24 protein-coding genes are annotated in these 23,130 nt (G+C 66.7%); 12 read left to right on the top strand and 12 right to left on the bottom strand.

Annotation, left to right across the window (positions count from 1 at the left end; all coding sequences use genetic code 11):
* Positions 1 to 403 precede the first annotated feature (403 nt).
* From UB43_RS01965 to UB43_RS01925, 9 genes are all read left to right on the top strand, one after another.
* Positions 404 to 904: a VOC family protein gene (locus UB43_RS01965; RefSeq protein WP_045207861.1), complete on the top strand. Its 501-nt coding sequence runs from the start codon at positions 404 to 406 to the stop codon at positions 902 to 904.
* 24 nt (positions 905 to 928) lie between these two features.
* The gene (locus tag UB43_RS01960) at positions 929 to 1,318 is read left to right on the top strand and encodes a VOC family protein (protein WP_045207859.1); all 390 of its coding nucleotides are present in this window, start codon (positions 929 to 931) and stop codon (positions 1,316 to 1,318) included.
* Between the two features lie 56 nt (positions 1,319 to 1,374).
* A complete protein-coding gene (locus UB43_RS01955) occupies positions 1,375 to 2,010 on the top strand; it encodes a LysE family transporter (RefSeq protein WP_045207856.1) in 636 nt (211 codons plus the stop codon).
* A 147-nt stretch (positions 2,011 to 2,157) separates the two neighbouring features.
* Positions 2,158 to 2,478: a hypothetical protein gene (locus tag UB43_RS01950; RefSeq protein WP_045207854.1), complete on the top strand. Its 321-nt coding sequence runs from the start codon at positions 2,158 to 2,160 to the stop codon at positions 2,476 to 2,478.
* A gap of 144 nt (positions 2,479 to 2,622) precedes the next feature.
* Complete coding sequence (tpx, locus tag UB43_RS01945) at positions 2,623 to 3,123, top strand: thiol peroxidase (RefSeq protein ID WP_024762304.1); 501 nt, start codon at positions 2,623 to 2,625, stop codon at positions 3,121 to 3,123.
* 209 nt (positions 3,124 to 3,332) lie between these two features.
* Positions 3,333 to 4,631, top strand: coding sequence for an MdtA/MuxA family multidrug efflux RND transporter periplasmic adaptor subunit (locus UB43_RS01940; protein ID WP_045207853.1), 1,299 nt, complete (start codon positions 3,333 to 3,335; stop codon positions 4,629 to 4,631).
* Complete coding sequence (locus UB43_RS01935; RefSeq protein ID WP_045207852.1) at positions 4,628 to 7,750, top strand: MdtB/MuxB family multidrug efflux RND transporter permease subunit; 3,123 nt, start codon at positions 4,628 to 4,630, stop codon at positions 7,748 to 7,750. The genes UB43_RS01940 and UB43_RS01935 overlap by 4 nt, the downstream gene beginning before the upstream one ends.
* A complete protein-coding gene (locus UB43_RS01930) occupies positions 7,750 to 10,866 on the top strand; it encodes a multidrug efflux RND transporter permease subunit (RefSeq protein ID WP_045207851.1) in 3,117 nt (1,038 codons plus the stop codon). The genes UB43_RS01935 and UB43_RS01930 overlap by 1 nt, the downstream gene beginning before the upstream one ends.
* Positions 10,863 to 12,338, top strand: coding sequence for an efflux transporter outer membrane subunit (locus UB43_RS01925; RefSeq protein WP_045207850.1), 1,476 nt, complete (start codon positions 10,863 to 10,865; stop codon positions 12,336 to 12,338). The genes UB43_RS01930 and UB43_RS01925 overlap by 4 nt, the downstream gene beginning before the upstream one ends.
* A gap of 7 nt (positions 12,339 to 12,345) precedes the next feature.
* Here the strand turns inward: UB43_RS01925 and UB43_RS01920 are convergent, their stop codons facing one another.
* From UB43_RS01920 to UB43_RS01890, 7 genes are all read right to left on the bottom strand, one after another.
* Complete coding sequence (locus tag UB43_RS01920) at positions 12,346 to 12,639, bottom strand: hypothetical protein (RefSeq protein WP_156160317.1); 294 nt, start codon at positions 12,637 to 12,639, stop codon at positions 12,346 to 12,348.
* A gap of 29 nt (positions 12,640 to 12,668) precedes the next feature.
* Positions 12,669 to 13,262 (bottom strand): C40 family peptidase, encoded by a 594-nt coding sequence (locus UB43_RS01915; RefSeq protein ID WP_052969484.1) that lies wholly within the window; start codon positions 13,260 to 13,262, stop codon positions 12,669 to 12,671.
* A gap of 146 nt (positions 13,263 to 13,408) precedes the next feature.
* A complete protein-coding gene (locus UB43_RS01910) occupies positions 13,409 to 13,888 on the bottom strand; it encodes a C40 family peptidase (RefSeq protein ID WP_082085773.1) in 480 nt (159 codons plus the stop codon).
* Between the two features lie 296 nt (positions 13,889 to 14,184).
* Positions 14,185 to 14,610 (bottom strand): VOC family protein, encoded by a 426-nt coding sequence (locus UB43_RS01905; RefSeq protein ID WP_045207844.1) that lies wholly within the window; start codon positions 14,608 to 14,610, stop codon positions 14,185 to 14,187.
* 20 nt (positions 14,611 to 14,630) lie between these two features.
* Positions 14,631 to 15,092: a hypothetical protein gene (locus UB43_RS01900; RefSeq protein ID WP_045207841.1), complete on the bottom strand. Its 462-nt coding sequence runs from the start codon at positions 15,090 to 15,092 to the stop codon at positions 14,631 to 14,633.
* 93 nt (positions 15,093 to 15,185) lie between these two features.
* Entirely contained in the window at positions 15,186 to 15,509 is a 324-nt protein-coding gene (locus UB43_RS01895) for an antibiotic biosynthesis monooxygenase (RefSeq protein ID WP_045207839.1), read from the bottom strand.
* Positions 15,506 to 16,240 (bottom strand): hypothetical protein, encoded by a 735-nt coding sequence (locus UB43_RS01890; RefSeq protein WP_045207837.1) that lies wholly within the window; start codon positions 16,238 to 16,240, stop codon positions 15,506 to 15,508. Before UB43_RS01890 ends, UB43_RS01895 begins: the two co-directional genes overlap by 4 nt.
* Before the next feature lie 108 nt (positions 16,241 to 16,348).
* Here UB43_RS01890 and UB43_RS01885 point away from each other — a divergent pair, with 108 nt between their 5' ends.
* A complete protein-coding gene (locus tag UB43_RS01885; protein ID WP_045207834.1) occupies positions 16,349 to 17,221 on the top strand; it encodes a LysR family transcriptional regulator in 873 nt (290 codons plus the stop codon).
* A gap of 46 nt (positions 17,222 to 17,267) precedes the next feature.
* Here UB43_RS01885 and UB43_RS01880 read toward each other — a convergent pair whose 3' ends face one another.
* Positions 17,268 to 17,654 (bottom strand): hypothetical protein, encoded by a 387-nt coding sequence (locus UB43_RS01880; protein WP_045207832.1) that lies wholly within the window; start codon positions 17,652 to 17,654, stop codon positions 17,268 to 17,270.
* A gap of 226 nt (positions 17,655 to 17,880) precedes the next feature.
* Between UB43_RS01880 and UB43_RS01875 the strand changes: the two genes are divergently transcribed.
* A complete protein-coding gene (locus UB43_RS01875; RefSeq protein ID WP_045207831.1) occupies positions 17,881 to 18,207 on the top strand; it encodes an I78 family peptidase inhibitor in 327 nt (108 codons plus the stop codon).
* Between the two features lie 67 nt (positions 18,208 to 18,274).
* Here the strand turns inward: UB43_RS01875 and UB43_RS01870 are convergent, their stop codons facing one another.
* Both UB43_RS01870 and UB43_RS01865 read right to left on the bottom strand, forming a co-directional pair.
* Entirely contained in the window at positions 18,275 to 18,532 is a 258-nt protein-coding gene (locus UB43_RS01870; protein WP_045207829.1) for a hypothetical protein, read from the bottom strand.
* A 142-nt stretch (positions 18,533 to 18,674) separates the two neighbouring features.
* On the bottom strand, positions 18,675 to 19,598 hold the full coding sequence (locus UB43_RS01865) for a LysR family transcriptional regulator (RefSeq protein ID WP_045207828.1): 924 nt from the start codon (positions 19,596 to 19,598) through the stop codon (positions 18,675 to 18,677).
* 127 nt (positions 19,599 to 19,725) lie between these two features.
* On the opposite strand from UB43_RS01865, the gene UB43_RS01860 reads away from it, so the two are divergent.
* Positions 19,726 to 20,475, top strand: a complete 750-nt coding sequence (locus tag UB43_RS01860) for a 3-oxoacyl-ACP reductase family protein (protein ID WP_045207826.1) — start codon at positions 19,726 to 19,728, stop codon at positions 20,473 to 20,475.
* Positions 20,476 to 20,506: 31 nt separating this feature from the next.
* Here the strand turns inward: UB43_RS01860 and UB43_RS01855 are convergent, their stop codons facing one another.
* Together UB43_RS01855 and UB43_RS01850 are read right to left on the bottom strand one after the other, a co-directional pair.
* A complete protein-coding gene (locus UB43_RS01855; RefSeq protein ID WP_045207823.1) occupies positions 20,507 to 21,595 on the bottom strand; it encodes an FUSC family protein in 1,089 nt (362 codons plus the stop codon).
* Positions 21,596 to 21,669: 74 nt separating this feature from the next.
* Positions 21,670 to 23,112, bottom strand: coding sequence for a glycosyltransferase family 39 protein (locus UB43_RS01850; protein WP_045207818.1), 1,443 nt, complete (start codon positions 23,110 to 23,112; stop codon positions 21,670 to 21,672).
* Positions 23,113 to 23,130 lie beyond the last annotated feature (18 nt).

Raw genomic sequence — 23,130 nt, 5'->3', positions numbered from 1 at the left:
ATCGACTCCAGAGCACGCACAACGCACCAGGTTCTCTTCTGAACGTCGTGCAAGGGATTTCCCTCTCCCTAACCCTCTCCCTGAAGGCCGAGGGAACTGTCTGGCGCGCCCTGACAGCGCCGCACTCGCCGGCTGACCGTGGGTCCGCCTCTATGCGCAGAGCACTCCCTCTCCCTTCTGGGAGAGGGAGTGGGAGAGGGGCGCGAGCACAGCGCAGGACTTCACCGGGAGGTAAAGCGTCGAATTGCAGGCGGCAACTGATCTGATTCCGCGCCCCGCATGCCGCTCGACCGGTCGTCCGGTGAGGCGCGAAAGTCCGCCTAGACTTGTCGATTACGCTGTCGCCCAGGCGACCAAGCTGCATGCCGGTCAAGCCGACCGCGCGAGAATCAGGAGATTCACCATGTCCAGCCTGCAACGCGTCACCCCCTGCCTGTGGTTCGACGGCAAGGCCGAGGAAGCGGCCCAGTTCTATGTCGGCATCTTCCCCAACTCGCGGATCGTCCAGACCGCCTACTACCCCGAGGCCGAGAAGGACCGCCACGGCGGCGTGCCCGGCTCGGTGCTGACGGTGGAGTTCGTGCTGGACGGGCAGACCTTCATCGCCCTGAACGGCGGGCCGACCTTCAATTTCACCGAGGCGCTGTCGTTGCAGGTGATGTGCGACAGCCAGAAGGAGATCGACCACTTCTGGGACAAGCTTGGTGCCGGTGGCCCGGAGGAGGCGCAGGTCTGCGGGTGGCTGAAGGATCGCTACGGGGTGTCCTGGCAGATCTGCCCACGCCACGTCGGCGACATGGTCGCCGACCCGAACCCGGCGAAGGCCAGCCGCACGCTGCAGGCGGTGATGGGCATGAAGAAGCTGGACATGGCCGCCATCGAGCGTGCTCACGCCGGCAATTGAGGTCGGAAGAGGAGGGCGCGGGGCATGTTCAGCCACATCACCGTCGGTACCAACGACTTGCCGCGCGCCATCGAGTTCTACGGCAGGGTGCTGGGCGTGCTGGGGATCGCCCTCAAGGCGCATCGCCATCAGCCGGAGCGGGCGATCTTCGCCCACCCGGACAGCGACGTGGTGTTCTGTGTCTACCAGCCCATCGACGGCCAGCCGGCCAGTATCGGCAATGGCAGCCTGGTGGCCTTCGAGGCGCGCACGCGGCACCAGGTCGACAGCTTCCATGCCCGCGCCATGCAGCAGGGCGGCGTTGATGAAGGGCCGCCGGGCCTGCGTCTGCATTATTCGCCGACCTATTACGGCGCCTATGTTCGCGACCTGGATGGCAACAAGCTGTGCTGCGTCTGTCATCTGGAGGAGTGAAACCGGGGCGGGAACGCTAGAATGCGCATTCGCCCTCCTTTCGACGAAAACGCCCCATGACCGCTGCCAGCACCTTCGCACCGCTGCTATCCGTGGCCCTGCTGTGGACCGTGGCGGTGATTACGCCCGGCCCGAACTTCTTCACCACCGCGCGCATCGCCGCCGTGCATTCGCGCCGCCACGGCTTGGTTGCCGCGCTGGGTGTGGCCAGTGGCACGGTCATCTGGGGCCTGGCTGGCGGTCTCGGCATCAAGTCGCTCTTCACTGCTGCGCCCGCGCTGTACCTGCTGTTGAAGCTGGCCGGTGGCGCCTACCTGATCTACCTCGGCATCAAGCTGATCAAGCGCAAGGCTCCGGCGGACGGTGGCGAAAGCCTTGCCGAGGTGGCGCGACAGCGCAGCGCCTTTTCTGCCTTCCGTCTCGGCCTGCTGGGCAACCTGACCAATCCCAAGACTGCGCTCTTCGTTGCCACTCTGTTCGCCACCGCCATGCCGGCCACGCCCTCTACGCCATTGCTGGCCATGGCCATCACGCTGATGGTGACGCTTTCATTCAGCTGGTACTGCTGCGTGGTGCTGGTGTTCGCCAGCGAGCGCATGGCCGGCATCTACCGGCGCTTCCGCCGGGCGCTGGATCGCTTCGCCGGTTGCTGCTACCTGCTGTTCGGCGCACGAATGGTGGCGACCCACTGACGAGCACCTGCGTCAGAAAATTCGAACCCGCCAGCGCAGCGGCCCGTCCAACGCCCTGAGCGCCACAGTCAACCGGCACGCACCGATTGCCCGGCTGCGGCACCGCCAAGCGGCGAGGGTGCGCTCGCCGGACAGGGAGAATCTGCGATGGTCACTCACTACAAGGTCAAAGGGCACCTGGCCTGCGGTCATGCGGGCAAGCACCTGGAATCCACCAGCGAGCTGAACCGGGTGAAATGCCGCAGCTGCCGCAACACCGAGGTCTACAAGGAAGCGCGGCGTCTGGCCCGCAATGCGGCGCGTCGGGCCCAGCGCAAGGCCCGCGCCGAGGCCGTGCACAACGACTGGCGCAGCTTCTGGGAGAAACGCCTGGCCGCCATGCCCGGCACCCAGCGCCTGCCGCGCGGTTTCCAGGACCAGGCATTCGTCGGCGCTGCTGCCGGCGCGCCTGTAGCGGCTGCCGCTTGAGCCGGGCCTGAGGGGAGGGTTGGCCGGATGCATGTCCGAGCATTCCGCTCGGGCAAGTCGTGCTAGCATCTGCTCCGGCCCCGAATCCTCCTGCGGCGCTGGCAACCCGCCAGCGCCGCCATCCCTCACAGAAGGACCCAAGCAATGGCTCAAGTCACCCTCAAGGGCAACCCGGTTTCCGTCGACGGCAAGCTGCCGCAGAAAGGCGAGCAGGCTCCGGCCCTGTCGCTGGTCGCCGGCAACCTGTCCGACGTCACCCTGGAAACCTACGCTGGCAAGCGCAAGGTGCTGAACATCTTCCCCAGCGTCGACACCCCGACCTGCGCCACCTCCGTGCGCAAGTTCAACGCCGAGGCGAGCAAGCTGGCCAACACCGTGGTGCTGTGCATCTCCGCTGACCTGCCGTTCGCCCAGGCACGCTTCTGCGGCGCCGAAGGCCTGGAGAACGTGGTGAACCTGTCCACCCTGCGTGGTCGCGAGTTCCTCGCCAACTACGGCGTCGCCATCGCCGACGGCCCGCTGGCCGGCCTGGCCGCCCGCGCGGTCGTGGTGCTGGACGAGCAGAACAAGGTGCTGCACAGCGAGCTGGTCGGCGAGATCGCCGACGAGCCGAACTACGCCGCCGCCATCGCCGCCCTGGCCTGATGGAAGAGCCGGGCCGGTCCGTCAGGGCTGGCCCGAGTGGCGCGGGAACCTCCCGCGCCATTTCCGGGTCGCAATGCCCCGGTAATTCGTAACTCCCGGTAAATCAAAGGTAAATAGCGGGTAAAGAGACTTTGCCTGCGGCCTGGCTGTGCTTATCGTTCAGCCTCGCTATTCTCACTTCTTTTCGCCAAGACCAAAGACAGAGCCCCATGACTGCAAGCAACGGATCGCCTTCCACACTCCGCAAACTGCGCCCCTGGCTCATCACGGCATTGCTGTTCGCCGCCGTGGTCGGGCTGATCATGTGGCTGCATTCGACGTCTGCGGGGGCGCCGGCGGCCCAGGGTGGGCGTGGCGGGCGTCCGGGGCCGGGGCAGATGGCCGCGGGGCAGGGCGGCACGGCAGTGACCGTCAGCGTCGCGCCGGTGGTCAAGGGCGACCTGCCGGTGCACTACCACGCACTGGGCACGGTGACCGCCTACAACACCGTCAACGTCCGCGCGCGGGTCAGCGGCCAGCTCGTCAAGGTGCCGTTCCAGGAAGGCCAGGAAGTGAAGGCCGGCGATGTACTCGCGGTGATCGACCCGCGTCCGTTCCAGGCGGCGCTGGACCAGGCCCAGGGCACCTTGCTGCAGAACCAGGCGCAACTGAAGAACGCGCAGATCGACCTCGCCCGCTACAAGGGCCTGTACGCCGAGGACTCCATCGCCAAGCAGACCCTGGATACCCAGGAAGCCCAGGTTCGCCAGTACGAAGGCACCCTGAAGACCAACCAGGGCCAGGTCGCCGACGCCAAGCTCAACCTCGAATTCACCCAGGTGCGCGCGCCCATCTCCGGCCGCGTCGGCCTGCGCCAGGTGGACGTGGGCAACCTGGTCACTTCCGGCGACACCACGCCGCTGGTGGTCATCACCCAGGTCAAGCCGATCTCCGTGGTGTTCAGTCTGCCGCAGCAGCAACTGGGCACCATCGCCCGCGAGCTCTACAGCAACAAGCCGGTGCCGGTCGAGGCGCTGGACCGCAACCAGAACCAGACCCTGGCCACCGGCGTGCTGAAGACCCTGGACAACCAGATCGACACCACCACCGGCACCGTCAAACTCAAGGCCGGCTTCGAGAACGATGACCACAAGCTGTTCCCCAACCAGTTCGTCAACGTGCGCCTGCTCGCCGAGACCCTGCCGGGCGTGCTGACCATCCCGGCCAACGCGGTGCAGCGCGGCAACGACGGCACCTACGTCTACCTGGTCGGCGAGGAGACCAAGGCCAAGCGCCAGCTGGTGACCCTGGGCACCAGCGAGAGCGAGCGCGTGGTGGTCACCGAGGGCCTGAAGGAGGGCGACCGCGTCGTCGTCGAAGGCACCGATCGCCTGCGCGACGGCACCCGCATGAACATCGCCAGCTCCGACGAGAAGGCCCGCGCGGCCGCGACGGAGGAGGGCGACAAGTCCACCGCCAAGCCGTTCGGCTCGGACACTCCGGTCCAGGACAGCGGTAAGAGCGAATGAACCCGTCCCGCCTGTTCATCCTGCGGCCGGTCGCCACCACGCTCCTGATGGTGGCGATCCTGCTGTCGGGAATCATCGCGTACCGCTTCCTGCCGATCTCGGCGTTGCCGGAGGTGGATTACCCGACCATCCAGGTGGTGACCCTGTATCCCGGCGCCAGCCCGGACATCATGACCTCCTCGGTGACCGCGCCGCTGGAGAACCAGCTGGGGCAGATTCCCGGCCTCAACGAGATGTCCTCCACCAGCTCCGGCGGCGCCTCGGTGATCACCCTGCAGTTCAGCCTGCAGATCAACCTGGATGTGGCCGAGCAGGAAGTCCAGGCGGCGATCAACACCGCGCAGAGCCTGCTGCCCAAGGACCTGCCGAACCAGCCGGTGTACAGCAAGGTGAACCCGGCGGATGCGCCGATCCTGACGCTGGCGGTGATGTCCCCGGACATGCCGCTGCCGCAGATCCAGGACCTGGTGGACACGCGCCTCGCGCAGAAGATCTCGCAGATTTCCGGCGTCGGTTTGGTCAGCATCAGCGGCGGCCAGCGCCCCGCAGTGCGCATCCGCGCCAACCCCGGCGCGCTGGCGGCGGCCGGCCTGAGCCTGCAGGACCTGCAGACCACCGTCACCAACAACAACCTCAATGGCCCCAAGGGCAGCTTCGACGGCCCGACCCGCTCCTCGACCCTGGATGCCAACGACCAGCTCAAGTCCGCCGACGCCTACCGCGACCTGATCATCGCCTACAAGAACGGCTCGCCGTTGCGCGTGCGTGACGTCGCGAGCGTGGAGGACGATGCCGAGAACGTGCGCCTGGCCGCCTGGGCCAATACCTCGCCGGCCGTGGTGCTGAACATCCAGCGGCAGCCGGGCGCCAACGTCATCGAGGTGGTCGACAGCATCAAGAAGATGCTCCCGCAGTTGCAGGCGACCCTGCCGGGCAGCCTGGAAGTGACGGTGCTCACCGACCGCACCACGACCATCCGCGCCTCGGTGGCGGATGTGCAGTTCGAGCTGTTCCTCGCCGTCTGCCTGGTGGTGATGGTCACCTTCCTGTTCCTGCGCAATATCTCCGCGACGCTGATTCCCAGCTTCGCCGTGCCGCTGTCGCTGATCGGCACCTTCGGCGTGATGTACCTCGCCGGCTTCTCGATCAACAACCTGACGCTGATGGCGCTGACCATCGCCACCGGCTTCGTGGTGGACGACGCCATCGTCATGGTGGAGAACATCGCCCGTTACCTGGAGAAGGGCGACCCGCCGCTGGAGGCCGCGCTCAAGGGCTCGAAGCAGATCGGCTTCACCATCATCTCGCTGACCTTCTCGCTGATCGCCGTGCTGATCCCGCTGCTGTTCATGGGTGACGTGGCCGGCCGGCTGTTCCGCGAATTCGCCATCACCCTGGCGGTGGCGATCCTGATCTCCGGCTTCGTTTCCCTGACCCTGACGCCGATGCTCAGCGCCAAGCTGCTGCGCCACGTCGAGCCAGAGAAGGAAGGGCGCTTCGCCCGTGCCGCCGGGCGCTTTATCGACAACATGATCGAGCGCTACGCCGCCGCGCTGCGCGTGGTGCTGCGCCATCAGCCGCTGACCCTGCTGGTGGCCATCGCCACCGTGGTGCTCACCGCGCTGCTGTACATCTTCATGCCCAAGGGCTTCTTCCCGGTGCAGGACACCGGGGTGATCCAGGGCATCGCCGAGGCACCGCAGTCGATCTCCTTCCAGTCCATGGCCAGCCGCCAGCAGGACCTGGCGAAGATCGTGCTGAAGGACCCGGCGGTCGACAGCCTGTCCTCGTTCATCGGCGTCGACGGCACCAACGCCACCCTCAACACCGGGCGCCTGCTGATCAACCTCAAGCCCCACGCCGAGCGCGACGTCACCGCCAGCGAGGTGATCCACCGCCTGCAGCCGGAGCTGGACCAGATCGCCGGCATCAAGCTGTACATGCAGCCGGTGCAGGACCTGACCATCGAAGACCGCATCGCCCGCACCCAGTACCAGTTCACCCTGCAGGACGCCGACCCGGATGTTCTTGCCGACTGGGTGCCGCGCCTGGTGGATCGCCTGCAGCAACTGCCGGAGCTGGCCGACGTGGCCACCGACTGGCAGGACAAGGGCCTGCAGGCCTACATCAACATCGACCGCGACACCGCCTCGCGCCTGGGCGTGAGCCTGTCGAGCATCGACAGCGTGCTGTACAACGCCTTCGGCCAGCGGCTGATCTCCACCATTTTCACCCAGGCCACGCAGTACCGCGTGGTGCTGGAGGTGGCGCCGGAATTCCAGATCGGCCCGCAGTCGCTGGAGAACCTCTACGTGCCGTCCAGCGACGGCACCCAGGTGCGCCTGTCGAGCCTGGCCCGTGTGGAGGAGCGCCATACCCTGCTGGCGGTCAACCACATCGCCCAGTTCCCGGCCGCGACCATCTCCTTCAACCTGGCCAAGGGCGTCGCCCTGGGCGAGGCGGTGCAGGCGATTCGCGACGTCGAGGCGCAGATGGAAATGCCCGTCAGCCTGCAGGGCAGCTTCCGTGGTGCCGCCCAGGCGTTCGAGGCCTCGCTGTCCAACACCCTGCTGCTGGTGCTGGCGTCGATCGTCACCATGTACATCGTGCTGGGCATCCTCTACGAAAGCTTCATCCACCCGGTGACCATCCTTTCCACGCTGCCCTCGGCGGGCGTGGGCGCGCTGCTGGCGCTGATGCTCTCCGGGCAGGACATCGGCATCGTGGCGATCATCGGCATCATCCTGCTGATCGGCATCGTCAAGAAGAACGCGATCATGATGATCGACTTCGCCCTGGACGCCGAACGCAACGAGGGCAAGCCGCCCCATGAGGCGATCTACCAGGCGTGCCTGCTGCGCTTCCGGCCGATCCTGATGACCACCATGGCCGCACTGCTCGGCGCACTGCCGCTGATGCTCGCCGGCGGCGCCGGCGCCGAGTTGCGCCAGCCACTGGGTGTCACCATGGTCGGCGGCCTGCTGGTCAGCCAGCTGCTGACGCTGTTCACCACGCCGGTGATCTACCTCTACTTCGACCGCCTGGCCGCGCGCTGGGCCGCCTGGCGGGGCCGTCACGGCCTTGACGTGAACAGCATCGACCCGGCGGAGCGTGGCTGATGGGCGGCCTGTCTCGCCTGTTCATCCTGCGCCCGGTCGCCACCTGCCTGCTGACCCTGGCGCTGATGCTGGCCGGCGCGCTGTCGTTCAGCCTGCTGCCGGTGGCGCCGCTGCCCAACGTCGATTTCCCGACCATCCTGGTGCAGGCATCCTTGCCCGGCGCCAGCCCGGAAACCATGGCCTCCACGGTGGCGACGCCGCTGGAGCGCTCGCTGGGACGCATCGCCGGGGTCACCGACATGACCTCCAGCAGCTCCCTGGGCAACACCACCATCATCATCCAGTTCGATCTGTCCAAGGACATCGACGGCGCCGCGCGCGAGGTGCAGTCGGCGATCAACGCGGCCATGAGCCTGCTGCCCTCGGGCATGCCGAACAACCCGACGTACCGCAAGGCGAATCCGTCGGACATGCCGATCATGATCCTCACGCTGACCTCGGATACCTACACCCGCGGGGAGATGTACGACCTGGCCTCGACCATCGTCTCGCCCAAGCTGGCTCAGGTGAAGGGTGTGGGGCAGGTGAGCATCGGTGGCTCGTCGCTGCCGGCAGTGCGCGTCGATGTGAATCCGGACCAGCTCAGCCACTACGGTATATCCCTGGACACGGTGCGCACCGCCATCAACAACACCAACGCCGACGGGCCCAAGGGCTCGCTGGAATTTGGTGAGCGCCACTGGCAGGTGGACTCCAACGACCAACTGCGCAAGGCCAGCGAGTACGCGCCGCTGATCGTCCACTACAACGCCGAGACCGGCGCAGCGGTGCGCCTGAAGGATGTCGCCACGGTCACCGACTCGGTGGAAGACGTGCGCAACGCCGGCTTCTCCGACGACCTCCCGGCGGTGCTGCTGATCATCACCCGCCAGCCCGGCGCGAACATCATCGAGGCCACCGACGCGATCCACGAGCAGTTGCCGGTCATCCAGGACGTGCTCGGCCCGCAGGTGAAACTGTCGGTGATGGACGACCGCAGCCCGTCGATCCGCTCCTCCCTGGAAGAGGCCGAGCTGACCCTGATCATCTCCGTGGTGCTGGTGATCCTGGTGGTCTACCTGTTCCTGCGCAATGGCCGCGCCACGCTGATCCCCAGCCTGGCGGTGCCGGTATCGCTGGTGGGCACCTTCGCGGTCATGTACCTGTGCGGTTTCTCGCTGAACAACCTGTCGCTGATGGCGCTGATCATCGCCACCGGCTTCGTGGTGGACGACGCCATCGTCGTGGTGGAGAACATCGCGAGGCGCATCGAAGAGGGCGATCCGCCGATCCAGGCGGCGATCCGTGGCGCACGGGAAGTGAGTTTCACCGTGCTGTCGATGACCCTGTCGCTGGTGGCGGTGTTCATCCCGCTGCTGCTCATGGGCGGTATCACCGGGCGGTTGTTCCGCGAGTTCTCGGTGACCCTGGCGGCGGCCATCCTGGTGTCGCTGGTGGTTTCCCTGACGCTCACGCCGATGCTCTGCGCGCGGCTGCTCAAGCCCGTCGAGCGCGGGCCGAAGAAGGCCTCGGTGGAGCGCCAGAGCAACCGCTATTTCGTCGCCTTCATGCAGCGTTACCGCACCAGCCTGAGCTGGGCGCTGGAGCATTCGCGGCTGATGGTGATGATCATGCTCGGCTGCATCGCGCTGAACCTGTACCTGTTCGTGGTGGTGCCCAAGGGCTTCCTGCCGCAGCAGGACTCCGGACGCCTGCGCGGTTTCGCGGTGGCCGACCAGAGCATCTCGTTCCAGGCGCTGGACAGGAAGATGGCGCAGTTCCGCAAGATCCTCTCCGAGGACCCCGGCGTGGAGAACGTGGTGGGCTTCGTCGGCGGCGGCAAGTGGCAGTCGAGCAACACCGGCTCCTTCTTCGTCACCCTCAAGGACATCACCGAGCGCGACTCCGCCGAAACCATTGTCAACCGCCTGCGCAAGAAGCTGGCGCAGGTGCCCGGCGCCAACCTGTTCCTGGTCGCCGGCCAGGACGTGCGCATCGGCGGCCGCCAGGGCAACGCGCAGTACGACTTCACCCTGCGCAGTGATGACCTGAACCTGCTGCGCGAATGGGCGCCCAAGGTCGAGGCGGCGATGAACAAGGTGCCGCAGATAGTCGACGTGAACAGTGATGCCCAGGACAAGGGCGTGCAGAGTCGCCTGGTGATCGACCGTGACCGCGCGGCGAGCCTGGGCGTGAACGTCGCCGAGGTGGACGCGGTGCTGAACAACTCCTACGGCCAGCGCCAGGTCTCGACCATCTTCAACCCGCTGAACCAGTACCACGTGGTGATGGAAGTCGCCCAGCCGTACCAGGAAACCCCCGAGGAGCTGCGCCAGGTCTACGTGATCAACAGCGAAGGCGAGCGCATTCCGCTCTCGGCCTTCACCCATATCGAGCCGAGCCGTGCGCCACTGGAGGTCAACCACCAGGGCCAGTTCGCCGCCACCACTTTCTCCTTCAACCTGGCCCAGGGCGCGCAGATCGGACCGGCGCGCGATGCAATCCTGGCGGCGGTGGAACCCATCCACCTGCCAATGGAAATCCAGGCCACCTTCGAAGGTAACGCCGGTGCGGTGCAGGACACGCAGAACGACATGCCCTGGCTGATCCTGCTGGCGCTGGTGTCGGTCTACATCGTGCTGGGCATCCTCTACGAGAGCTACGTGCACCCGCTGACCATCCTTTCGACATTGCCTTCGGCGGGCGTCGGTGCGCTTCTCACGCTGATGCTGTTCCGTACCGAGCTGTCGCTGATCGCGCTGATCGGGGTGATCCTGCTGATCGGCATCGTGAAGAAGAACGCCATCATGATGATCGACTTCGCCCTGGACGCAGAGCGCAACCTCGGCCTGTCGCCGCGGGACGCGATCCTGGAAGCGGCGATGAAGCGTTTCCGGCCGATCATGATGACCACCCTGGCCGCCATCCTCGGCGCGCTGCCGCTGATCTTCGGCATCGGTGGCGACGCCGCGCTGCGCCGCCCATTGGGCATGACCATCGTCGGCGGCCTGATCGGCAGCCAGTTGCTGACCCTGTACACCACCCCCGTCGTCTACCTCTACCTCGACCGCCTGCGCCATTGGGTCAACAAGAAGCGCGGCGTGCGCACCGACGGCGCCCTGGAGACACCCGTATGATCCGTTCCCGTTCCCTTCTTCCCCTGGCGCTGGCCGTGGCCCTGGCCGGTTGCGCCATCGGCCCGGACTACCAGCGCCCCGAGCTGACGGTCCCCGCCAGCTTCAAGGAGGGCGAGGGCTGGCAACTGGCCAAGCCGCAGGACGGCTTCAACCATGGCGCCTGGTGGGAGCTGTACGGCGATGCCACGCTGAACGACCTGCAGACCCGCCTGGTCGCCGCCAACCAGACCCTGGCGCAGTCCGTCGCTTCCTACCGCCAGGCCCAGGCACTGGCCAAGGGCGCGCGCTCCTCGTTCTTCCCGACCATCAGTGCCGACGTCGGCAAGACCCGTTCTGGCCAGGGCACTGGCAGTGGCGGCAGCGTGCGCCTGCCGGACGGCTCCACGGTCGCCAGCGGCGGTGGCAGCAGTTCGATCAGCAACAGCTATTCGGCGAGCCTCGGCGTGAGCTGGGAACTGGACCTGTGGGGCAAGCTGCGTCGCCAGCTGGAAGCCGATACCGCGAGCATGGACGCCAGCGCTGCGGACCTGGCCAATTCGCGCCTTTCGCTGCAATCCCAGCTGACGCAGAACTACCTGCAGCTACGGGTGATGGACCAACAGATCAAGCTGCTCAACGACACGGTCACCGCCTACCAGCGCTCGCTCAAGCTCACCGAGAACCAGTACAACGCCGGCATCGTCACCAAGGCCGACGTCGCCCAGGCGCGCACTCAGCTGAAAAGCACCGAGGCCCAGGCCATCGACCTGAAGTACCAGCGTGCGCAGCTGGAACATGCCATTGCCGTGCTGGTCGGCGTGCCGCCAGCGCAGTTCTCCCTGGCCGTCGTGGACGGCGTGCCGAGCCTGCCGGCGGTGCCGGCGCTGCTGCCGTCGGAGATGTTGCAGCGTCGTCCGGACGTGGCCTCGGCCGAGCGCCAGGTGATCTCCGCCAACGCCAAGATCGGCGTGGCCAAGGCCGCCTGGTTCCCCGACCTGACCCTCACCGCCGCCGGCGGCTACCGCAGCGGCAGCTTCCAGAACTGGATCGAGACGCCCAACCGCTACTGGTCCATCGGCCCGCAGTTCGCCATGACGCTGTTCGATGGCGGGCTGATCGCCTCCCAGGTCGAGCAGGCCGAGGCGAGCTACGACCAGACGGTGGCCAGCTACCGGCAGACCGTGCTGGACAGCTTCCGCGAGGTCGAGGACTACATGGTCCAGCTCAAGGTGCTGGAAGAGGAGAGCGGCGTGCAGCAGGAGGCGCTGGACTCCGCCCGCGAGGCGCTGCGCCTGACCACCAACCAGTACAAGGCCGGCACCATCGACTACAGCGACGTGGTCACCACCCAGACCAGCGCCCTGTCCAACGAGCGGACGTTGCTGACGCTGACTGGCAGCCGACTGACCGCCAGCGTGCAGCTGATAGCTGCGCTGGGCGGCGGCTGGGATGCGGCGAAGATTGCCGAGGAAGGCCAGGCGACCCGGGACTGACGGCGGGTCAGTCCTCGCTCAGTGCGCTCAGAGGGATGCGGAAGCGGCTCTCGCCGTCCAGCGAGGTGATGCCGCGCGGTCGCGCGGTGCTCACCAGCGCCGTGCCATCACCTCGTTCCAGGACTTCGCAGTCGATATGGCCGACCGCCGGAAGGCTGTCGTCATCCAGCTCGGTACGCAGCCGCGCGCGCGGCTTGAGAAAACGCCAGGCATGGCCCGCTGCATCGATCAGGCGGCACTCAGCCCAGCCGGCGAAGCACTCGTCGGTATAACGCACGATCTCGACCCGAACGCTGGACATGCGCATGGCATCCCTTAATGAGGTGTGGCTCAGCCGTTGAAACGGCGGGCGGTGGTGAAGCTGCGCTGCCAGTAGCTTTGCGCCAGCGAGTCCATGCGAACGCTTTCGCCGGTACTGGGCGCATGGATGAACTGGTTGTTGCCGATGTACAGCCCGACGTGGCTGACACTGCCGCGACCGTTGCGATTGAAGAACACTGCATCGCCGGGGCGCAGGTCGTGACGATCGACGCGCCTGCCGCCGTTCTCGATCATTTCGCCGGTGGTGCGCGGCACCTTCATTCCCGCTTCCGTGCGGAACAGATAAACCAGCAGGCCGCTGCAGTCGAAACCGCTGGCCACCGTGGTACCGCCGAAGCGGTAGGGGACGCCGACCAACTGACGGGCGCGGGCGACCACTCGCGAACTGCTGCTCAACCGGCTCTTGTGCACGCCGGACTGCAACGGACGCTTCGCTGCCGTGTGCAGGTGGACGATGTTGCGGTTGAGCGGTTTGCCCTGTGCGGCGCGCGCGAGTGTCGCGGTGGTCTTGTGCGGCGGCATGCTTTTGCTCTCGCGGGCGGCGGCCTGCGGAACGGAAAGAATGAGCAGCAACGCTGTACTCAGGAGAATCAGGGGGCGCATGTGGGCTACATCGTGTGACTAACGACTAAAACGGGGCGCCATCTTAGAAATCTCCGGGGAAGAGTTAACGTGGGAATACTGTAAATGCGGGTAAGGCTTTTCTGATTGATGGCGCCGAGGTGACCTGCGCTCGGTGGCCTGTCGTATCAGCCACTGAAACGGCGAGCCGTGGTGTAGCTACGGTTCCAGTAGCTGTTGTCCAGCGAGTCGATGCGGATGGTCTCGCCGGTTCGCGGCGCGTGGATGAAGCGGTCGTCGCCGATGTACAGGCCCACGTGGCTGGCGCTGCCGCCGCCGTTGTGGTTGAAGAACACTGCGTCGCCGGGTTGCAGTTCGTCGCGGCTGACTTCGTTCTGGCGCTGGGCAATCATCGAATGGGTGGTGCGCGGCAGCTTGCGGTTGGCGATGCTGCGGTAGAGATAGACGAGCAGGCCGCTGCAGTCGAAGCCGTGTTCCTCGCTTTCTCCGCCCCAGCGGTAGGGCGTGCCGATCAGCTCGTGGGCGCGCTCGACGATGCGCGAGGTGTCCACCGGGCTGAATTGCCGGCTGCCGTTGTCGTACGAACGGGAGGTCAGGACCGCGGCGCTTCGTGGGTGTAGCGGCGAGAATGCCCCGCTGTGCTGCATGCGATGGGCCACGCCGCGCTGCTCGTCGCCGCGCGAGGCGTGGCCAGCGGGCGAGAAGCTCCGGTCGATCGCGGCGCTGTCGTAGCGCCGCCAGTCCGGTGCGTCGTACTCATCTGCCAGGGCGATGGACGCACCCAGGGTGCAGAACAGGTAAAACGGAAGCCAGCGGGTGGAGCGCACGTCGAGTCACCTCAGGGTGGGCGTTGGAGACGGGCGCTATCCTAGGAACTGGCTATCAGGTGTTATGTAGGAAATTTCCATGTGGCATGAAGGCGATTTCCATGCCTGACCGGCGGTCAAGAGGCGAACAGCTGTCCGATATCCTTGAACGACTTGAACTCCAGGGCATTGCCGCAAGGGTCGAAGAAGAAGAACGTCGCCTGCTCGCCCACCTGCCCCTGGAAGCGCACGTGGGGTTCGATGACGAACTGCGTGCCGTGCTCGCGCAGGCGTTGCGCCAGGCGTTCCCAGTCCCCCCAGTCCAGCACTACGCCGAAGTGCGGCACCGGCACATCGTGGCCGTCCACGGCATTGGTGTGCGCGGCTGCCTGGCTGGCTGTCCGCGGGTGCAGGTGGATCACCAGTTGGTGACCGAAGAAGTCGAAATCCACCCACTGCGCGCTGCTGCGGCCTTCGCCGAGGCCCAGCACCTCGCCATAGAAGCGCCGCGCCAGCGCCAGGTCGTAGACGGGGATGGCCAGGTGGAAGGGCGATAGGGCCATGGACATGCTCCTTGTCGGGCTCAGGCCGGCACGGCCAGCAGGCGGGTGATGGTGGCCTTGGCCGCGCTTATCTGGCCCTCGCGGGCGAGGCGGGTGAACTCCAGCAGGGCATGTTCGTGCTGGGCGAGCTCATCGAGGATATCGCGGTCATCGTCGTCGCCCTCGATGGCCAGGCTGTCGTAGCGCTGGACGTAGGGTTCCACCAGCACTTCGAGTTTTTCCAGGGTCTGCGACCAGTCGAGCCCGAGCCAGTCGGCGGCGCGTTGCCGGCCCTGGGCGGCGGCGTGCGCGGTATCGCCCAGCGGCAGGCCGTGGCGCTGCAGCAGGCGCGCCATGCGCAGGCCGGTCTGGCGCTCCAGTCGCGCCAGCAGGAGCATCGAGGACGCCCCCTCCGGCAGTTGCTCGGCCAGGCCGAGAAAGAAGTTCTCGCCGCGGACTTCGCCCAGGTAGGCGGCCTGCAGTTCACTGGCTTGTCGGTGCATGCGTCGGTCCCCCTTTGCTCAATGGGGACCAGCCTAGACGATGTGTGCCGGGCATCGAACCCGGCATGTCGTGTCTGGGCCAGAACGGGTCGCTCAGCGTTCGAAACCGTACTCTCGCTCGACCCGGCTGATGCGCACGCGGAAGGCGCTGTACCAGTCGTGGCGGCCGGCCTGCTGGGCCATGCGGTGCTCACTCTGCTGCTTCCAGGTGCGGATGGCGGCCTCGTCGCGCCAGTAGGACACGGTGATGCCCAGGCCATCGGCACCCCGGGCAGACTCGACGCCCAGGAAGCCATCCTGCTGCGCCGCCAGTTCGAGCATGCGCTCGGCGGTGGCGCCGTAGCCTTCGTCCAGCTCGGTACGGTAGGAGGTGAAGGTCACGGCGTAGTACGGCGGTTGCGGTGTGCTGGCGATCATGCGGGACTCCCGACTCGGCTGGATTGATGGCGGAACGCGGCGGACAGGAGCGCCTCGGCCAGCGGTACGGCGATGCCGGCCAGGGCCTTGCGCTCGGGTTGGAACAGGGTGGCGACGAAGAACGGATGGTCGGCGGCTTCCAGCGCGCGGATGCTGTCGTCCTCGCCGTGGGCGCAGGCGCGCAGCGAGCCGCCGAACAGGGCGTCCTGGAACTCGGGGTTCACGCCGTAGCTGCAGCGGTAACCTTCACGAATCTCTGGCAGCCCATAGAGGGCTGCCAGGTGCGAACCGGGTGTGAGGCGAATGGTCTCGCTGACTTCCAGCAGGGAGCAGGGCAACGCATGGACCACCTGTTGCGTCGCCTCCGGTTCCAGTTCCCCATGGGCCGCGTCGCTCCAGCCCAGTACGTTGCGGGCACGCTCCAGCAGGGCGTGCTGGAAGCCGCCGCAGGTGCCGAGGAAGGGCACCTCGCGTTCGCGGGCAAAGCGGATCGCGCGCAAGGCACCTTCGGTGTTCAGGTAGGGACTGCCGGGGATGCACCAGAAGCCCGAGTACGCTTCCAGTTCCAGGCCGTTGGCGAGGCGTGGGGTATCCAGCCAGTCCACGCGCAGGGTGCCCGAATGCGGCAGCAGCGATTGCTGCAGCGCCAGGGGTATCGCCCAGTGGGCGGTGACGCGGCTGTCGCGGTCGCCGATCAGGCCGATGCGCAGCGTTTTACGACGTTTTCCCATCCGTTGTTCCCCCTGGCGTCGTGGCCCATTGGCGGGCCCATGGGAGGCAATTTATAGTTGCGCAGGCGCAATCGAAAATGGGCGGTTGCGCAACCTTGGAGTGCGTCGATGCAATACCGTCTGGAATACGCCGATCTCGCCCTGGTCCTGGCGCTGGTGCGCGGGGGCAGCCTTGCCCGTGCCTCGGAATTGCTCGAGGTAGACGTTTCCACTGTGTTCCGTGCCGTGCGGCGGCTGGAAAAGGCGCTGGGCACCGCGCTGTTCGAGAAGGGCCGCAACGGCTACCTGGCCACGGCCACCGCACAGCAACTGGCGACCCAGGCGGAACTGGCCGAGCAGGCGCTGGAAGCGGCGCGCCTGGGGCTGGAGCAGGGGCACGACGTGCTCAGCGGCACCGTGCGCCTGACCTGTTCCGATACCGTGTTGCAGGGGCTGCTCCTGCCGGCCCTGGCGCGCTTCATGAAGCGCTACCCGGCGCTTAACCTGGAACTGACCACTTCCAACGCCTTCGCCAACCTCAGTCGTCGCGATGCCGACATCGCCCTGCGCCTGACCAATGCGCCGCCGGAGCATCTGGTGGGACGCAAGCTGGGCGAGGTGCACTACGTCCTCTGTGCCCATCGCGATTATCTGGCCGAGCAGGGCGAACGCCCCTGGCAGGACATGAGCTGGATCGCCCCGGATGACTTTCTACCCGATCACTCCAGCGTCGCCTGGCGTCGCCAGGCTTACCCCTCGGTGCTGCCGGCCTACCGTTGCAACAGCATGCTGTCGGTGCTGGACCTGTGCCGCGCGGGCCTGGGGTTGGCGGCGCTGCCGGCGTTCCTGCTGCGCCCGGACGACGGCTTGCAGGTGCTGGAGCCCGAGCTGCCTGGCTGCAGTATCCATCTCTGGCTGCTGACCCGGCCGGACTGCCGGGCCTTGCGGGCGGTAGTGACGTTGTTCGAGGAACTGGCCGGCAGCATTCGCCTGCCGACCTGAATGAAAGACCCCGCCAGGAGGCGGGGTCTTTTGTCTGCAATAGCGACTACCAGTGGCGGTAGTGCCCCGGCGGGCCGTAGTAGCCTGGCCCGTAATAGCGCGGCGGACCGTAGTAGCGGGGCGGGCCGTAGTAACGCGGGCCCGGCACCACCACCACCGGGCGGTAGACCGGCTGGTACACCGGTTGATACACGGGCTGGTAGACCGGCGCCGGCTGGTAGTACACCGGTTGCGGCGGGTAATAGGCGACCGGGGGCGGCGGAGCGTAATAGGGCGCTGGCGCGGGTTGCGAGCCGGCAACCACTGCACCCCCGACAACGGCACCGACCACGGCGCCGATGGCGGCGGCATCAGTGTTGCTGTTGGCCGCAGCCTGACCAGCGAGGGCGAGGCCAGCGCAGAGCAGGGCGATCTGGGGGAGACGGTGAAGCATGATGCACCTCCTGAGGAACCCGGCGAGGATCCCGGTATCTATGAGACATCGGCCTCGAAAGAATCGTAACGCCGCCGGTGTAAAGGTTGTGTAAATGGCGCCGTACGGCTCTGCGACGGGCATTGCATGTATCAGCCTGCAATACATCCAGCGCGCTGCCGCAGCCCTCGGGCTGGTAAGGTGGCGCCTTTCGCGTTTTTTCCATGAAGAACCAGGGAGACCTTCCATGCCCTTCAACCGAGTGACGCTCATGTCGCTTCTCGCTGTCGCCGCGCTTGCCGGTTGCAGCTCCAGGGATTCCTCGTCCGATGCCGCCCAGCCGGCTGCGGGCGACGCGCCGGCCATGACCGGCACCTGCAACGCCAAGGCGGTGCAGTCGATCGTCGGCAAGGTCGTCACCCCGACCCTGACCGAGGAAGCCCGCCGTGACGCCGGCGCCAGCGTCGCCCGCGTGCTCACCCCGCACCAGCCGGTGACCATGGAGTACAACTCGCAGCGCCTGAACATCGATGTCGATGACAACCAGGTGGTGAAGCAGGTCTCCTGCGGCTGAGTCCTTCACCAGCCTGCGCCCATGAAAAAGCCCCGCTCAGGCGGGGCTTTTTCGTTTCCAGTACGGATCACCGGTTGGCGGGCTTCTTGATCACGCGAAGCGCCTGGCTCGACTGGTTGACGCACTCCTCGTAGTTGCCGGCCTTCTTCGCCGCCTCGGCCTTGGCGACGTACTCGTGGACCGCATTGACCTTCACGCCGGTCGCGTTCTTGCTGGCGGTCTTGAGGAAGTCGTTGATCTGCTGCAGGTTGCCGTCGCACAGCGCGCTGTCAGCGAAAGCCGGTACGGAAAACACCATGGCCAGAAGCAGAGCGTACTTTTTCATGCAGGTTCTCCTTGCATCTCGAATGCCGAATCGAAGTAATTCGAAATTACGTTAGCTTGCTAACAATCGACAAGCGTTTACCCCGCGAATTCATTTCATTTCTGACGCTAGTCAGGAAAAGCCCGATTCGCCGTGTCGCTGGTCAGGTCGCACTGAACCTGCGCTCCAGGCCCTGGCTGCGAAAGTGCTCGATGACGTAATCGACGAATACCCGCGTCTTGGCCGGCAGCAATTTCTGCGCGGTGTAGTAGAGCGCGGTATTGCCGGCGTCCACGTACCACTCCGGCAACACGCGCACCAGCCGCCCGCTGTCGAGGTAGGGCACGGCGTGCTGCATGCTCACCAGGGTCACGCCCAGGCCCATCAGTGCGGCGACGCAGGCGGCTTCCGGGTCGCTGAAGGTCATTCGTTCCTTCAGTGCGATCGGCGCCTGGGCCTGCTGGCGGTTGGTCAGTGGCCAGGGCCGCACACGGCCGGTCTGCGGCGAACGGATGCGGATGCCGTCGTGGCTGGGCAGGTCCGACGGATAGCGGATCGCCGGACGGCCGTCGAGGTAGGCCGGCGACGCCAGCAGTACCAGGTGCGCCGGGCTCAGCTTGCGCGCCACCACGCCGGGCGGCAGCTCGAAGCCGCCGCCGATGGCCGCGTCGAAGCCTTCGGCGATGAGGTCGACCTGGCGGTTGTCGAAGTGCCAGTCCGGGCGGATCGCCGGGTAGCGCCCGAGGAATTCTCCCAGCAGCGGCAGGATGTAGTCGCGGCCGAACACCAGCCCCATGCTCACCTTCAACATGCCGCTGGGCTGGCCGTCGGCGCTGGCCAGGTTGGCGATGGCGCTCTGCAGGCTGGCCAGGCCACCGCCGGCTTCGTCGAGAAATCGCTCGCCGGATTCGGTCAGGGCCAGGCTGCGGGTACTACGCTGGAACAGCCGCACGCCCAGGTTGTTCTCCAGCCGCGCCACGTTCTTGCTCACCGCCGCCGGGGTCAGGCCCAGGCGGCGCGCGGCGGCGGCGAAGCTGCCGGCCTCGGCGCTGCGGACGAAGCATTCGATACTGATCAGGCTTTCCATGGGTGGTATTCCGGACGTTTGGTATCGACTGAATATAGCGATTACTGGCTACCGGGTCAGGAGTGCGAGCGCGAAACTGGCCCCGTCGAACTTACTTACTCCCCCACTAGATTCCTGGAGACACGAAATGACCACCACTCTAACCCTCGCCGGCAAAGTCGCTTTCGTACAGGGCGGCTCCCGCGGCATCGGCGCCGCCATCGTGCAGCGCCTGGCCCGTGAAGGCGCCGCCGTGGCCTTCACCTACGTCAGCTCGGCACAGAAGGCCGAAGACCTCGCCGCCAGCATCGAAGCCGCCGGCGGCCGCGCCCTGGCACTGAAAGCCGACAGCGGCGATGCAGCTTCCGTGCAACAGGCCATCGATACCGCGGCCCAGCGCCTGGGCGGCATCGACATCCTGGTGAACAACGCCGGCGTGCTGGCCATCGCCCCGGTCGAAGCGTTCAGCCTGGAAGACCTCGACCGCACCCTGGCGGTGAACGTGCGCAGCGTCTTCGTCGCCACCCAGGCCGCCGCGCGGCACATGGGGCAGGGCGGGCGCATCATCACCATCGGCAGCACCAACGCCGACCGCATGCCCTTTGGCGGCGGCGCCGTCTATGCCATGAGCAAGTCGGCCATCGTCGGCCTGACCAAGGGCCTGGCCCGTGACCTCGGCCCGCGTGGCATTACCGTGAACAATGTGCAGCCCGGCCCGGTGGACACCGACATGAACCCGGCCGACAGCGACTTCGCCGCGTCCCTGATGGACCTGATGGCGGTCGGCCGTTATGGCCGTGCAGAAGAAATCGCGGCCTTCGTTGCCTACCTGGCGGGTCCGGAAGCGGGCTACATCACCGGCGCCAGCCTGACCATCGACGGCGGCTTCGGCGCCTGATGGGCTCCTGAGCACCGCAGCGCGGCCGGGTTCAGGCCCGGTCGCGGCTCTGGATGTTCCAGTGTCCGGAGGTGCTGGCGAGTTTTTCCGAGAGCATCTCTACCTGTTCATAAAGGCGCAGGGTCAGCCAGTAGAAGCCTTGCTTCTCGAACGAGTCGGTCAGGTTGTGCGGTCGCGCCGGCAGATTCTCCAGGCCCTGGCAGGCCTGCACCAGCTTGCTGGTGCGGCTGAACTTCAGGGCGTGTGCCGACTGCAGCAACAGGCGCCCGATGATCTGCCGGTGCGTGTCGAGGCTGGCCGGCACCGGCTCTATCTCCCCGGCCTGGGCCGCGAATTGCCGCGAGGCGATCAGCGATTCCAGGGTGCCCATGATGGCGCGGTGAATGCGCTGGAGGATTTCCAGCTCGCGCAAGGGCATCGCCGTTTCCCTCGATACCGGCCCCAGATGCGCACGGGACGCTACCAGGCGATGGTCGAGTTCTTCCAGCTGGCGGGCGAAGTGTTCCGGGGTGAAGTCATGGTTGGACGACAGCTGCCCATACATCCGCGCGCAGGCCCGCAGGTTGTCCGAGAGCAGGTAGCGCCAGACGTAGACCGCCCGCAGCGGGTAGATCTGCGAGAACAGCAGGGCCACCGCGACGCCGATCAGCACGTTGGCCGACCGCCACAGCCCTTCGGTAAAGCCCGTCTCGCCGGGGCCGGCGACGATGCACATCGTGATCCCCGCCAGCAGCGCGACGTAGCCCGGGCGGCGAATCGCAAAGAAGGCCGAGGCCGCGCCCAGCACCGACATGGCCAGGTAGGTGAGGGTGAGCGAGCGCGTCTGGTCGTAGATCGCGATCACCCCCAGGCCCAGCACTGCGCCGACCAGGGTGCCCATCACCCGCTCGTAGGACTTGCCGCGAATCGTCCCCTGGTGCACCAGCCCGCCCATCACCACCAGTACCGTCACCGAGGCCCAGAGACCGTGGGGCAGTTTCAGCGCGCTGGTCAGCAACATCGAGGCGAGCAGCGCGAGGCCGACGCGCACGCAGTGAATCCAGGCGGCGTAGCGGTAGCGGGTGTAGGGGTTGGCCAGGCGGCGGAACGGCAGGGTGAGGATCGAGGGTTGCTTCGCCAAGGGAAGCGGCTCCTGTGCGGGCGGTGGCGATGCAGCAAGGTTAGCCGCTCCCGGCCGGCGCGTGCGGCCCTGGGTCAATCTCCCGGATATTGCTGGCCGACGAAGTAGTAGTCGCGCTCGCCCACACGGAAATGCTGCAGCACGCTCAGCGGCGCCTGCGGCACCGTCTCGCTTTCCAGCAGGGCAATGTGCTCGTCCGGCTGGCCGAGGAAGTTCGCCAGCTCCTCGCGGGTCTGCAACGCCGGCAGCAGGCTGCGGCTGTAGAACACACTGGCGCCGGCGAGGCGCTCGCTGGGCTGGAACAGCGCCACCTGGCGCCCGGCCATCTGGTGCTGGCGGATCCGCTCGGTCAGCGGCAGGAAGGATTCCTGCCGGTCGGCGCGGGGCTCGACCCAGATCGCGTAACCCAGGTAGCAGGCGGGCACCAGCAATGCCAGGGACAGCGCGGCGCGGCGCATCCCTTGCGGGGCCCGGGCATGCCAGCGCGACAGCAGGACGTGCGCGTATTCGGCGGCGATCACCGCGGCTGCCGGGGCCAGCGCCATCAGGTAGACCATGCGCTTGCTGGAGGCGAGGGTGAGCAGGGCGAACTGCGCCGCCAGCCACAGGACGAAGAACAGCAGGTAGCGGTCTTGCGCCAGGCGTTTACGCCAGTGCCAGAGGCCGAGGTAAAGCAGGATGTTCCAGGGCAGGAAGGCCTGGGGCAGGCGCAGCAGGTAGTAGTAGAAGGGCTCGAAGTGTCCGGCATCGCTGAATGAGCCGCTGAAGCGCCCGACGCTGTTGGTCCAGAGGATTTCCTGCAGGGCCGGGCTGCCGCCATCGCGGTAGAGACACAGCAGCCAGATCAGCAACGGCACCAGGCCCGGCAGCGTCCACAGCAGCGGTCGCAGCCAGGCGGAGACTTCCAGCCGGCGCCGCGCCAGGCTGTCCCACAGCAGGCAGGCGCCGATCACTACTCCCGGCAGCGCCAGCCCCAGCACGCCCTTGCTCAGGGTGGAAATGGCGATCCCCACGGCGAACGCCAGCCAATCCTGCGTGCGTCCCGGCGGCTTGATCCAGGCCTGCAGGAAGGACAGCAGTGCCAGGCTTACGCCCAGGGTCAGCAGGGCGTCTTCGCCCACCTGGCGGGCATTGGCCCAGAAGCTTGCCAGGGTCATCAGCATGAGGGCGGCGAGCAGCGCCAGCGTCGCCGGCCGGCTGATGCGCCGGAGCGCGCCGTAGAGCAGCAGCACGCTGAACAACCCGGCGAACGCCGAGGCCAGCCTGACGGCAAAGGTGGTGGGGCCGAACAGGCGGAGGGCGACGACGTCCAGCCACAGGCTCAGTGGCGGTTTCTCCAGGAATGGCACGCCGTTCAGGCGCGGCGTCACCCAGTCGCCATCCAGGTGCATTTCCATCGCTATGCCCGCCACCCTGGGCTCGGTGGAACCCTGCAACTGGTGATTGCCCAGCGCGCAGAAGAACAGCAGGCCGCCCAGCACGAGCAGGAGGAGATAGTGGCGGCGTGGCTGGGGCATGGCGGATCCGGGGCGGGG

It is taken from the genome of Pseudomonas sp. 21 (genome assembly GCF_000955805.1).
In the GTDB taxonomy this organism is placed as follows: domain Bacteria; phylum Pseudomonadota; class Gammaproteobacteria; order Pseudomonadales; family Pseudomonadaceae; genus Pseudomonas.
Note: the sequence above shows the minus strand (reverse complement) of the source record. Positions and strands in the feature narration are given on the sequence as shown.